Here is a 13,539-nt window from a genome sequence, read left to right on the forward strand (position 1 = left end):
CTCGTCGTCCCGGGCGTTTCCGGGGCAGGAGAAGCATGGCGCGCAAGGGGTCCCCGCCAGAATGACGTACTCCCCACCTCTGCCGGGGTGGACCCGCCGGCGGAGGTGGGGAGAACCCCACGCGGGAACTGCGAGGACGTCAGCCGGCCAGGCTCAGCTCGGTGAGCGTGCCGCTGTTGAGGTTGGTGATGTAGCCCTTCTTGCCGTCCGGGGTGACCGCGATGCTCGTCGGCGCGTCGCCCGTGGGCAGCGTGGCGGTGACCTGCCAGGTCTCGGTGTTGATCACCGTGACGGTGTCGCCCTCGACCGCGGTGACGTAGAGGAACCGGCCGTCCGGCGCCCACGTCACGTCCTGGGGCTTCTTGCCCACCGGCACGGTCGCGATGACCTTCTCGGAGTTCGTGTCGGTCACGGTGAGCGAGTCGCTGTCGTAGTTGACGTTCGCGACCAGCGGCTTGTTCGGCGAGACCTCGATGCTGTGCGGGCTGACCTGCACCTTCACCTCACCGATCACGGAGTCGTTCGAGGTGTCGATGATCGAGATGACGCCGGACTCGTGGTTGGCGGTGTAGGCGCGCTTGCCGTCCGGGGAGAACGCGACCCAGTGCGGGTTCGGCGCGACCTTGATGTCGTGCACGAGCTTGCTGCTGGCCGTGTCGATCACGCTGACGGTGCCCGAGTCGTGGTTGGGCACGTACAGCTTCGACCCGTCCGGCGTGACGGCCAGCGCGAACGGCCGGGTGCCCACCGGGATGGTCGAGGTGATCGAGTTCGTGGTGGTGTCGAGGATGCCGACGACGTTGACCGTCTTGGCGTCGTTGTAGATCGACACGTAGACCTTGCGGCCGTCCGGCGAGAACGCCAGGTACTGCGGCGGACCCGCCTGCACCGGGATGGTCGCGATGACCTTGTCCACCGAGGTGTCCAGCACCGTGATGACGCCGGCGTTGCGGTTGGCCACGTAGGCGAGCCGGCCGTTCGGCGAGATCTGCACCGAGCCCGGGGTCTGCCCGACGGGGATGGTCGCGCCGAGCGAGGGGATCGGCACGCTGGTGGCGACCGCCGGCTTGACCGGCGGCGCCGCCGGCACCGTCTCCGCGCCGCCGCCCCCGGTGGGGGCCTGCGGCTGCGCCGTGCTGGCGCTGCCGGTGTCCGTGCCGCCGCTGAGCTTGGTGTAGGCGAAGTAGCCCACGCCCGCGATCACCAGCACCAGGACGGCGACGATCGCGGTGATGACCACGCCCTTGCGGCGGCCACCGGACTCGGGCGCCGGAGCGCCGCCGTTCGGCCCGCCCGGCCCGCCGGGACCACCCGGGCCACCGCGGCCGGAGCCACCGGGGCCGGACCCGCCGGGCCCGCCCGGGCCACCGGGCCCACCGGGCGGCGGCGACCACCCCGGCTGCGGGCCGGGCGGCGGGCCGTAGTTGGGCACGTAGGCGCCCGGCTCGGCCAGCGGGAAGCCCGGGTTGCTGGGGTGCGAGCCGAAGCCGGGCCCGGAGGGCGCAGGGGGCGCGCTCGGGGCCGCGTTCGCGGCGGCCGCGGCGAAGGCGGCGGCGCCACCCGCGGTGGCCGCGGCGGCGGCCGGGATGGCCGTGGTCGCGTCGATCTCGCGGCGGGCGGGCGGTGCCACGACCGCCCCGTTGCCGTTCGCGGCGCCGTTCGAGCTGCCGTTCGCGGTGCCGTTGCTGTTGCCCGTGGTGCCGCCGGAGGCGAACGACCGGGTGCCGGCGAGGGTGGCCGCGCCGAGCGCGACCGCGTACTTCGGGTGCGTGTCGACGACGGTCGGGCGGCCCAGCTCGGCCGACACCATCTCGCCCACCAGCGGGATCCGCGAGGAGCCGCCGACCAGGAGCACCGCGCTGAGCTGCTCGGGGGTGACCTCGGCCGAGCGCAGCGTCCGGGACAGCGCACCGATCGTCGACTCGATGGGGGCGCGGATCATGTCCTCGAACGCGCCTCGCGTGATCGTGACGTCGAAGTGCCGGTTGGGCAGGAAGACGGGGATGGTCGTCTCGGTGTCGACCGAGAGCGCCTCCTTGGCCAGCACGCAGTCCTGCCGCAGCCGGGCCAGGGCGATCATGGTCTGCGGGTCGCTCATGTCCAGCTCGGAGAGCGCGCCGCCCGCGGTGTAGTTGACGTAGGACAGGATCGCCTCGTCGAAGTCCACGCCGCCGAGCCGCTCGATGCCCTCCGGCGAGCCGAGGATCTCGATGCCGTCCGGCCGCTTGCGCAGCACGGTGGCGTCGAACGTGCCGCCGCCCAGGTCGTACACGGCGACGATCTCGCCGTTGTCCAGCTGCCGGGAGGCGGCGTAGTGGGCCGCGGCGGCCTCCGGCTCGGTGACCATGCGCGGCGTCGGGCCGCCGGCGAGGCCCGCGAGCTGCGGCACCTCGTCGAACAGCTCGCGGCGGAACGGGCCCCAGTTGGCGGGGTGGGTGAGGACCATCGAGTCCGGTGCGCCGCCCTGGGTCGCCGAGACCCGCGCCACGACGTCCGACAGGAGGCTGGCGAGCAGCGAGGTGACCGCGTGCGGCGCCCCGCCGAGCATCACCGGCGTGGGGTCCCCGAGGCGGCGCTTGAACTCCCGGCCGACCCGGTCGGGGTTGCTGACGGCGCGGCGACCGGCCGCGTCGCCGGTCACGACGGTGCCGTCCTCGCGGAGGTAGACGACCGCCGGCGTGACCACGCTCCGGTCGCCGAGGGTGAACATCTCCACCCGCGACGCGTGCGAGACGGCCGCGGCCACGAAGGTCGTACCGAGATCGACACCGAGGCTGTAGGACACTGGGGTGCCTTCCGCGAGGCGGGACGATCGGTCCCGCAGATGAGCTCTACCGACCGTACGAGCGCACGACCGGTCAAGTTGATACTCGCCGCAGGTCACGGAAGCATTACCGCAAGGGGGGAAAACCCTACCTGTGTGTGGGGCGCTCCCCCTTCCGGAGGAACGTGCGGGGCGGGATCATGCCCCGATGAGGCTGGAGCCCGCCCTCCCCGGCGACGCAGCGCGAGCACCCGTGACCACGGCTGCTCCCGAGGCGCGACGTCGTCGTGAGCGCGAACAGTGGCAGGGCAGACGCCGGCTGGAACGTCAGCTGCACGACGGGGCGGCGCTGCGCGCGTCGGCGCTCGTCCTGCAGCTGGGCCTGTTCCGCCACCGGGTACCGGAGGGGGAGCAGGAGCTGCGGGACGCCGTCGTCACCCTGCAGGACGAGCTGCACACCGTCCTGCAGGAGCTCCGCGACGTCGCGGCGCAGATCTACCCGCCGTTGCTGGACGAGGCGGGCCTCGGCCCGGCGCTGCGCGAGCTGGCCGAGCGGCTGGACGCCCCGGTACGGGTGCGGGACTCCGGAGACCGCTTCGGGGCCGCGGCCGAAGGTGCGGTGTACTTCGCGCTGGCGGACGCGCTCGCCGGGGGGTCGGTGCCCCGTGAGGTGTCCGTCGCGGGGGGCGCGGAGGAGCTCGTGGTGACGATCACGGGAGCGGTCCGCGAGCTCGGTGAGCTGCTGCTGGACCGTGCCCGCCCGCTCGGGGGGACGGTGCGGTGTGACGTTTCGGCCTCCCCGGACGAGACCGTCGGTACCGGAACGATCGTTGTGAGGATCCCATGCGAGTAGCCCCATGCGAGTAGCACTGGCCGAGGACGGCGCCCTCTTCCGCCAGGGGCTGCAGATGTTGCTGGAGGCGTCCGGTCACGAGGTGGTGGCGGTGGCCGCCGGCGGTGACGAGCTGCTGACCCTGCTGGCGACCACGCCGGCCGACGCCGCCGTGCTGGACATCCGGATGCCCCCGGAGCCCGACGGCGGGCTGGTCACGGCCGAGCGGATCCGCGAGAAGTGGCCCGAGATGGGCCTGCTGTTCCTGTCGCACTACGCCGAGTCGCACTACCTCATGCGGATCCTCGACATCGGCACGGACGCCATCGGCTACCGGCTCAAGGAGAAGGTCGGCAGCGTCGAGGTCCTCACCGACACCCTCGACCGGATCGCCGCGGGCGAGATCGTCATCGAGCCCGTGCTGGCCAAGCGGCTGGTCGAGCGGCCCCGCGGGGAGAAGAAGGACGAGGTCGCGGCGCTGTCCGAGCGCGAGCTCGACGTGCTCAAGCTGATGGCCGAGGGCCGTTCCAACGGCGGCATCGCGGCGCAGCTGTTCGTCACGCCCAAGGCCGTGGAGAAGCACATCGCGTCGATCTTCTCCAAGCTCGACCTGCACATGGACCAGTCCGAGAGCCACCGGCGGGTGCTCGCGGTGCTGACCTACCTGCGCTCGCAGAAGGACGACTAGAGGCCGGTGAACCGGTGGACCGCGCTCGGACTGCGCGCCGCGCTCGTCGGCGGCGCGGTCCTCGTCGTGTTCGTGGTGCTCGTCGTCCTGCCCTCCACGCTGCTGGGGACCGGGCTCGGGCCGATCGGCGTGCTGCTCCCGTTCGTCGCCGCCGTGGTGTGCGCGGCGGGGGCGGCGCCGGGGCTGCCCGCCGTGGACCGGCTGGTCGAGCGGCTGACCCACCACCGCGGGAGCACGCCGTACTCGGCGCTGGCCGAGGCCGCCGCCCGGATCCGCACCGGCACGTCGGAGTCCGCGCTGCCCGGGCTCGCCCAGGTGCTGGCCGAGGGGACGGGCGCGCAGGAGGCGCGGGTCTGGCTGGCGGTCTCGGAGAGGCTCGTCCCCGCCGCGGTGCACCCCGCCGCCGGGCCCGGTGAGCCGGCCGAGTCGATCCCCAACCTCGCCGTGCTGCTGGACACCCCGGGCACGGACCACGTCGTCCCGATCGTCGAGGGCACCACGCTGCGCGCCGTGCTCGCGATCCGCAAGGACGGCCCGATCACCCCGGCCGACCAGCAGCTGATGCGGGACGTCGCCGGCGGTGCGGGCCTGCTGCTGCGGGGCGTCGCCATGAACACCGAGCTGCGCGACCGCGTGCGGCGGGCGGACGAGCTGGCCACGGAGCTGGACCGCTCGCGGCAGCGGCTCACCAACGCCCGGGACGTCGAGCGGCGCCGGCTGGTCGGCGAGCTCTCGCAGGCGACCACGGACCGGCTGGCCACGCTCCGGCTGGTGCTCGACGGCGCCCGTCAGGACCTGACCGGGGACGTGCCGGACTGCCGGTCCGCCGGTGAGGGGCTCGTCCGTGCCCGCACCCAGCTCGACGAGCTGCTCGACCGCTTCCGCGTGATCGCCCGCGGCGTCTACCCGGCGGTGCTGCGCGACCAGGGGCCCGTCGGCGCGCTGGAGGAGGTCGCCGCGGACCTGGACCGCCGGGTGCGGATCGGCGGGGCACCCGAGGCCCGGCTGGCCTGGGAGGTCGAGTCCGGCGTCTACTACGTGGCCGCGTCGGCCATGCAGTGGCTGGCGGAGCGGCCCGGCCCCGACCTGGAGCTCGAGCTGACCCACGCCGGCGGGCGGCTGTCGGTGCGCCTGGTGGACCCCGATCCCGGCATCTCCACCGACGAGCTGCGCGGGATGCTCGCGGGAGACCTCGAGCGGCTCGTCGCGCTCGGCGGCGAGCTGGTCCTGGAGGACGACGGCGGGCGGCTCGTGCTGGAGGCGAGCCTGCCCGAGCGGCTGGAACCGGCCGTGGAGGTCACCCGGGAGGTACGGCTGTGAGGCCCGCAGCGGTGGGGTCGGGCGGGATCGGGTCCGGGGTGGTCGGGCCCGGTGCATCTCCTGCGGCGGGGGCTCCCGCGCCGAGCGTCGGCCTGCGGGTCGTCGGGGCCTTGTACTGGGTCGTGCTGGTCCTCTGCTCGATCGTCGCGCTGAGCTGGCTCTCCGTCGGCGCCTACGTCGCCGCGGCCCGGTACCTCCCCGGTTTCGGCGCGGGCGACGGCACCTGGGCCCGCGCGGTGGCCGCCGCGGCACCCGCGAGCGAGCCGCTCGACCAGCTCTTCGTCGACTACGCGCTCACCCTGGTGGCCCTCGGCATCGCCGTGACGCTGCTGGTCCGCGGCGGGAGGAGCTGGACCACCCGGCTGCTCACGCTGGCCATGGTCGGCTCGGCCGGCGCCTTCAACCTGCAGGCCCACGCGGCCGCGGCCGCCGTGGACTCCGCGACCGGCATCGCCGCCGGGCCGATCCACCAGTACGTCCTGCACGGCGCCGCCTGCGCGGCGTACATCCTCGCGCTGCTCGTGTTCCCGACGGTCGACAGCCGGCTCCTGGCCCGCGCCGGCAGGTCCGGACGGGTCGTGCTGGGCGTGCTCGGCGTCGTCGTCCTCGGCCTGGTCGGGTTCGGGACGGCGCTGCTGCAGCACACCACGAGCTGCGTGCTGTTCTTCGGGCTGCTGGTGCCGCTGGTCGGCATCGCCGTGCTGCCGGACCGGATCCGCCGCGGGCCCACCGCCGCCGTGCGCACCCAGGCCCGGCTGGTGTTCTCGCTGCTCGCGGCGGCCTTCGCGGCCATCCTCGTGCTCGGCCTCGTCACGCTCGTCCTGTGGCTGCTCGGGGTCCCGGGCCTGAACCTGTACGACCCCACGGCCCACGGCGCCCCCGGGCTCCCGGTGGCGCTGCTGTTCTGGGCGTCGCGGCTCGGCTCGGCGGCGATCGCGGTGGCGATCTTCGTCGCCATGCGGGCCGAGCGGCTGTGGGCCGCCGAGCGGCTGTTCTCCCGGGTCCTCGCCGCCGTCCTCGCCGTGGCCGTCGTGGGTGGCGGCGTGATCGTCGTCGAGGCGATCGGGTGGGTGTCGGGGATCGGGCCGTTCGGGGCCACGCTCATCGCGTCGCTGTTGGCCGCGGTCACGTTCCTGCCGGTCTACCGGTACGTCGAGGGGCTCACGGACCGGCTGCTCTACGGCCGCCGCCCCACCCCGTACGCCGCGCTCGCCGAGGTCGCGGCCCTGTCCCGCACCACGTCGTCGGACGCGCCGGACCTCGCGCGGGTCGCCGAGGCCGTCGGGAAGGCGTTGGGCGCCACCCGGTGCCGGCTCACGGTCGTCCGGCCCGGGCTTCGGGACCGCACCTACGCCTGGTCGGCCCCGGACGGAGGTGTCGACGACGGCGCGGGCCTCGTCGCGGTCCCCGTGCGCAGCGGGGTGGAGCGGCTCGGGACCCTCGAGGTCGACCGGGCCGCCGTCGCCGGCCTGCACGCCGAGCGCCGGCACCTGCTGGAGGACATCGCGGACAGCCTCGGCGTGGTCGTCGCGGCCAGCCGCCTCGGTGTCGAGCTCGAGCGCCAGCTGCGGGCGGCGCTCGCCCACGCCGCGGAGATCGCCGTCTCGCGCCGCGAGGCCGTGTCCGAGATGGACGGTGAGCGGCGCCGCATCGAGCGGGACCTGCACGACGGGGCCCAGCACCAGCTCGTGTCCCTGCGGCTCGTGCTCGGGCTGGTGGAGCACGAGGTGGACAACGGGCGCGTGGAGCAGGCCCGGGAGCGCCTCGGCGTGCTCGCGGGTCAGCTCGACACCGCGGAGTCCGTCCTCGCCGAGACCGCCAGCGGCGTCCGCTCGATCGCGCTCGCCGAACGCGGGCTCGTCGGGGCCCTCGAGGCCGAGCTGGCCGGGCCGCCCGCGGTGCCGGTGGAGTCCCTGCTGCTCCCGGGCCGCAGGTTCCCGCTCGAGCTCGAGGCCGCCGTCTACTTCTGCTGCCTGGAGTCGGTGAACAACGCCCACAAGCACGCCCCGGGCGCGGACATCACCGTCCGGTTCTCGGAGGCGGACGGGCGGCTGCACTTCACCGTGCGGGACAACGGCCCCGGCTTCGTCGTGCCCAAGCCCGCGGTGGTCGGGCCGGGTGCGGCCACGGCGGGCCGCGGCCTGCGCAACGTGGCCGCCCGGATCGTCAACGCCGGCGGGCGGGTCGACCTGCGCTCGGCGCCGGGGGAGGGGACGACGGTCGAGGGCTCGGTCCCGGTCCCGCCCCCGCCGGAGGGCTGGACGCCCGCACCGGTGGAGGCCACGGTCCGGCTCGCGGTGGTGGAGCCGAGGCCGGGCGCGGAGACGGGCCTGGTCGTCGACACCGCGGCGTTGCCGGTGAGGTCGGACTCGGCACCGACGGCACTCATCGCCCTCCCCGGGCGCGCCGGCGTCGGTCCCGCCGGAGCAGGAGCCGGTGGAGCAGGATCCGGTGGTGCGGGGTCCGGTGGTGGGGGAGCGGCTGGTCCCGGGTCGGCCGCGGCCGGTTCCGGTCCGGCTGGACCGGACCTGGGTGGGCCTGGTGCGGCCGGACCCGGTGCGGTGGGGTCGGGTGCTGGACCCGCCGCCGCTGGACCCACCGCCGCTGGACCCGCCGCCGCGGGGGCGCCGGCAGCCGAAGGGGGGGCCGGTGTGTCCGGCTCCGCGGCGGGACCGGATGCCGGTGGGCCGCAGGGTGAGCGCCCGGAGGCCGGTGCGCCTGTCGAGCCGGAGATCGCGGTCGACCCGACCGCCCCGGACCCGGCCGACGGTCCGCTCGTCGCCGCCGTCCGCGCCGCCCTCGCCGAGATCGCGGCCGGGGTGGAGGAGCCCGCCCGCCCTGCCGTCGTCGACGTCGCCCGCGGGCTCGACGAGCCCCTGCGGGTGCTGGTCGACGGCCCGCGCGGCTCCGGGGTGTCGACGCTGGTGGCCGCCCTGACGGCCGAGGGGCTGCCGGCGGAGCTGGTGCTGGTCGAGGGATCCGCGCCGGAGCGGGGAAGCCCGTCCGGCCCTCCCGCCCACGACAACGGACCCGCCCTCGCGACGGGCCACGGTCCCGGAGCAGGCGGTGGCACTGCCGCTCACGGGTCCGGTGCGGGTCCGGCCGGGACGCCCCGCCCCGCTGCTGGCGCAGGAGCCACCAGGCCGGGCGCCGAGCCCGCGGCCGTCCTGCTCCTGCTGACCCCGGCCGGTCCGCCGACTCCGGGGCCACCCGCGATCGGCGTCCTCGGCCGCGCGGACGAGATCCCCGGCGACCCCTGGGAGCTCGTCCACCGCCTCGTCGCGGAACCGGCCGTCCGCCGCCGCTGCCACGCCGTCCATCCCGTGTCGGCGCGCCTGGCTCTGAGCGCGGCCGCGCCCGGGGATCCCGTGCACGTCACCGCGATCGGCGCCCGGCTCGCCGCCGAGCTGCCGCCCGAGCAGCTCGCCGCGGAGCTCCGGCGCCGCAGCGGGGTGCCCCGCCTGGCCGAGCTCCTGGTGTCGGGTGTCGCCGAGCACGCGGACGCCCATCGCGCCCGGGCCGCCCTGCGTGCTCTCGACGGCCTCGCCGCGACCCTGCCCCCGCGCCGCGACGGCCGGCTCCGCTACCACCTCGAACGCCTCCGCAGCAGCGCCCACGAGTTCGCCGAGCTCGACCTCGTCGACGGCCTGCGCGCCGGCAGCCCCGCTCTCAACGCCGACGACCGGGCCGCCGCCGAGCTGCTCCTCGGCGCCTCGGGCCCGGCCGCCCACCAGCGCCTCGGCCTCGCCCCCGACGCCGGACCGGACGAGATCCGCCTCGCCGCCGCGGCCCAGCTCAACCGCTGGCAGCGACACGCCGCCCACCCGGTCGCCACCCGCGATCAGCGCGCCGCCGCCGCCACCCTGATCCGCACCTGCGAACGCCTCATGTCCGACGAGACCCTCTCCACGAGCCGCCCGTAGCCCCCACCCGCGGCAGCCGACCGCCCGCCCGAGTCCGACGATCGCCGTTCCGGTGCCGACACGCCCGCCCGCGCAGCCCTCCGAGCACCGAGTCGGCGATCACCGAGACAGCAGACATGACGACGGCGTGCGCCGCCGCGGCTCCGGCGCCGCGCCGCCGGCCTTCACGATGGCGCCGGCCCTCAGACCCGCGCCGTGAAGATCACCGCCGCGGTGCCGTCAGGGTTGCTCGTGCAGCCCTGACGGCACCGGGACAGCGATCTTGGGGACGACCCGCGTCGGGGTCGCACCCGAGTCGTCCAGACGGGTCCGAGCGCAGCCTGAGGGCGGCACACGCACCTGCGCCGTGAAGATCGCCGCTCGGTGCCAGCACGGTTGCTCGTCCAGCGCCCCGGGCACCCAGACAGCGATCATGACGAAGCCACGGGTGGCTGTGCCTACCGACCCCGCCTCCGGGAGCTCGGCGCGGCCTGTCGACAGCATCCGCTGCCGCTGGCCGCGCCGCCGGGAGCGGGAAGATCACCGTTGCGGTGCCGGCAGGGCCCTCGCTGCACTCGGTCGCCGATCAGCGATCATCCGAGGCGACCCCGGTCGCGACGATCGCCGTCAGGGTGCTCCCAGGCTTCCTCGGCCGACCGTCGGCGCACGGAGACAGCGATCACGGCGCCGACCCCGCGACCCATGATCGCCATTTCGGGGTTCTGGCGCATCCTGGCCGGGCAACAGCGACACGGCGATCTCGGGCCGGCGCCTCGGTAGGGTGCGGGGCGTGATCGTCGAGGAGCACGGGGGCGGGGTGCATCGCGTCCCCGCGGCCGAGCACCTGGCCCTCACCTCCGCGGTGCTCACCGACCTCGGCGCGCCGCCGGGGCCCGCCCGCGAGCAGGCGGAGATGCTGCTCGAGGGCGACCTGCGCGGCCACGCGTCCCACGGCATCCGGCGGCTGCCCGTGCTCGCCGAGCGCATCGCCCACGGCGTGCTCGACCCGGCCGCCGAGCCGGAGCCGGTGTGGCGCACGGACTCCGTCCTCACGGTCGACGGCGGCACCGGGCTGGGCCCACCAGTGGCCCACCGCGCCGTCGAGGCGCTGCTCGCGCGCGTTCCGGGGACCGGGGTGGCGGTGGCGGCGATCCGCCGGGCCGGGCACCTCGGCATGCTGGCGCCCTACGTCGAGCGGATGGCCGCGGCGGGAGTCGCCGGCATTGCGACGACCACGAGCGAGGCCCTCGTCCATCCCTGGGGCGCGGCGCCCGCGATGATCGGCACCAACCCGATCGCCGTCGCGATCCCGACCGCCGGCGAGCCCGTCGTCCTCGACATGGCCACGGGCAGCATCTCCCGCGGCAAGGTCCTCGACCACGCCGCGCGGGGTGAGCCGCTGCCCGCGGGCGCCGCCGTCGATGCCACGGGCTCCCCGACCACGGACGCCACCGCCGCCCTCGACGGCGCGATCAGCCCCTTCGGCGGCCCCAAGGGCTACGCGCTGGCACTCGTCCTCGAGCTGCTCGTCGCGTCGCTCACGGGCACCGCGCTCGGCCGGGACGTCCGCGGGACCCTCGACACCACCGAACCGGTCACCAAGGGCGACCTGCTGATCGCGTTCGCCCCGACCGCGTTCGGCACCGGCACCCCGCTCGACCCGTTCCTCGACGAGCTGCGCGCGCTCGAACCGGCCCCCGGCCACCACGGGGTGCAGGTACCCGGCGACCGCGCCCGGGCCGTGCGGGCCCGCAACCTGGCCGTGGGGGTCCCGGTGGACCGCACCACGTGGGAGCAGGTCCGGGCGCTCCGAACCTGAGAGTCTGTTGGGCTGTTCGGCCTAATTCTTGATCGTCCGCGGCGTCGCTCGTTCGGCCGATGATTGACTACCGGCCGTAGTAGCGGACGAGCGAGGGGGCGGCGTGCATCCTGACGATCCCGGGATCATGGGGTTGACCCTCCAGGTCGGGCGGACCGCGGTCGCCGGCGCCGATCCCCGGACGTTGCTCTCGTCGATCTGTGCCGCCCTGCCCACGACCCTCGGTGTCTCCGGGGCGGCGATCGTGCTCGTCGAGCCGCCGGACCGGGCCATCGCGGGCGTCTCCGCGTCGGACACCGCGGCGATCCGGCTCGGTGAGATGGAGCTGCGCGCCGGCACCGGGCCCGTCCAGGGCGCCGTCCGGTCCGGGCGGCCGATGGTCACCCCGGACCTCACGCGCATCGGTCCGCCCGAGCTCGCCGCCGCGGCGGCCGACACGGGTCTGACCTGCTCGGTCGTCGTCCCGCTGTTCGTGGACGGCGAGCCGGCCGGCGGGCTGCAGCTGTTCGGCCACCCCGGCCGCCCCGTGGGCGAGGGCCACGTCGACGCCGTCGCCGGGCTGGCCGAGGCGCTGTCGGCGCGGCTCGGTGACATCTGCGCCCTGCGCCGGCTCACCGCCACGGTCGCCCGGCTCACCGCCGAGCACGAGGCCGCGGTCCCGGTCGAGCAGGCCACCGGGATGCTGGCCGAGCGCTACCGCACGGACGTCGAGGAGGCCGGCCGCTACCTGCACAGCCGGGCCGCCACGGCGGGCCGGTCCCTGGCGGAGGCCGCGGCCGAGATCCTCGACCGCCGCGACGACGAGGCCGCGGCGCCCGATCCCGCGCACCCGTCGGCGATCGATCCGCCGACCGAGGCCTTCGGTGCCGTCCCGCAGCAACGCCGCGGTCCCGCCCCGGCGGCCCGGAACGGCTCCGGCCCTGACTCCGGGGGCGGCCATCCCGGCCGCGCGCCGTTCGGCGGCCCGAGCCTCCCGAACGGCCGTGGCCCCGCGACACCCCCGGCCGTCGACGGTCGAGCCGTCGCGCGCACACCCGGGTCGAACGTGGGGGCACCCTCGAGCGCCGCACACAGCCGGGACAGCGCCGCCACCCCGCGCGCGGCACACGGCGGGCCCGCCTCTCCTGCCCCGACCGGCCGAGCCGCCCGGTCCGTCGGCGGCGCGGTGGAGGGCGCGGTCGGCGGTGAGGTCGACGGCGTGAGCGCCACCGCCGCCGTGACCCAGCGCTCCACCACGGGCTCCATCCCGGGTGGTCATCGCCGCAGCCGGGGTGGCACCCCGGCGCGCGAGCTGCTCGCCGACCACTCCGCGTCCGCCCGCCCCGGCCGCCGCCGCGCGGCGGAGCAGGCCGGCGAGCGCCGCCCCCACGGCACCTCCACCGGCACCTCCACCGGCAACTCTGCCGCCTCGGACCACGATCCTGACAGCGGTCCGGCTGCCGGCCGTGATCGGAGCCTGAACGGCAGCCTCGCCGCCGGTTCGGTCCTGCCCGGCAGCGGCTCCGATCGCGGTCTCGCCGGCCCCGACCTGCCCGCCGGCGGCCACGGTCGCAGCGCGGCCGCAGCGTCCGATCGCGGACCTGTCAGCGGCGCCGACCGCGGCAGCGGCCGCGCCGTCGGCGCCCCGGAGATCCCGGCTCCCCGCCAGGGCGGCCGCCGCAGGCTCCGCGAGGACCACCCGTCCCAGACCGGCGGGCCCGCGCCGTCCGCGGACGACCGGTGGAACGCGACGCCGGATCTCCCCGGTTCCCCCCGTCCGTCCTCACCGGCGAGCGGCTCCCACCGGTCCGCCCCACAGGGCCGTGGCTCCCAGCACCGGTCCCCGGGCTCGGCCGCCGGCCCCATGGACCGGAGCGCCGGGAGCGGGAGCCGCGCGAGGCCGGGCCACGCCGCCCGGGCCGACCGCAGCCTCGGCAGCACCTCCGGCGACCGCCGCCGCGCGCCCGCCCAGGACCCCATGGTCGTCGGCCGCGACCCCTGGGAGCTCGACCAGTTCGAGCAGTTCGACCCCTCGGACCGCGCCGCCCGCCAGGCCCCACCCCGCGGCCCGAACGGTCCCGGCCCGGACGGCCCGCCCCGCCACCGCCGCCCCTGACACCGCCGGATCCGGGCGACCCCCGTCACCCCGTGGTGGCCGCCGCCCCCGCCGCGACGTAGGGTCCCACCGTCACCGCGGGAGCACTCACGATCCGAGGCTGAGAGGGCGGCAGGACC

General features: G+C 76.1%; 7 protein-coding genes. 6 read left to right on the forward strand and 1 reads right to left on the reverse strand.

Annotated features, from left to right (window positions below; translation table 11 throughout):
- Positions 1–139: 139 nt before the first annotated feature.
- Complete coding sequence (locus ABD324_RS20325; RefSeq protein ID WP_344419237.1) at positions 140–2,785, reverse strand: Hsp70 family protein; 2,646 nt, start codon at positions 2,783–2,785, stop codon at positions 140–142.
- Positions 2,786–2,972: 187 nt separating this feature from the next.
- Between ABD324_RS20325 and ABD324_RS20330 the strand changes: the two genes are divergently transcribed.
- From ABD324_RS20330 to ABD324_RS20355, 6 genes are all read left to right on the forward strand, one after another.
- A complete protein-coding gene (locus tag ABD324_RS20330; protein WP_344419239.1) occupies positions 2,973–3,617 on the forward strand; it encodes a sensor histidine kinase in 645 nt (214 codons plus the stop codon).
- A 4-nt stretch (positions 3,618–3,621) separates the two neighbouring features.
- Positions 3,622–4,284, forward strand: coding sequence for a LuxR C-terminal-related transcriptional regulator (locus tag ABD324_RS20335; RefSeq protein WP_344419242.1), 663 nt, complete (start codon positions 3,622–3,624; stop codon positions 4,282–4,284).
- A gap of 6 nt (positions 4,285–4,290) precedes the next feature.
- Positions 4,291–5,604, forward strand: a complete 1,314-nt coding sequence (locus ABD324_RS20340) for a sensor histidine kinase (protein WP_344419244.1) — start codon at positions 4,291–4,293, stop codon at positions 5,602–5,604.
- The gene (locus ABD324_RS20345; protein WP_344419247.1) at positions 5,601–9,527 is read left to right on the forward strand and encodes a sensor histidine kinase; all 3,927 of its coding nucleotides are present in this window, start codon (positions 5,601–5,603) and stop codon (positions 9,525–9,527) included. Before ABD324_RS20340 ends, ABD324_RS20345 begins: the two co-directional genes overlap by 4 nt.
- A gap of 769 nt (positions 9,528–10,296) precedes the next feature.
- On the forward strand, positions 10,297–11,325 hold the full coding sequence (locus ABD324_RS20350; RefSeq protein WP_344419250.1) for an Ldh family oxidoreductase: 1,029 nt from the start codon (positions 10,297–10,299) through the stop codon (positions 11,323–11,325).
- A gap of 127 nt (positions 11,326–11,452) precedes the next feature.
- Positions 11,453–13,420, forward strand: coding sequence for a GAF domain-containing protein (locus tag ABD324_RS20355; RefSeq protein ID WP_344419253.1), 1,968 nt, complete (start codon positions 11,453–11,455; stop codon positions 13,418–13,420).
- Positions 13,421–13,539: the final 119 nt, after the last annotated feature.

The sequence above is a fragment of the Pseudonocardia ailaonensis genome, from assembly GCF_039531635.1.
GTDB lineage: Bacteria > Actinomycetota > Actinomycetes > Mycobacteriales > Pseudonocardiaceae > Pseudonocardia > Pseudonocardia ailaonensis.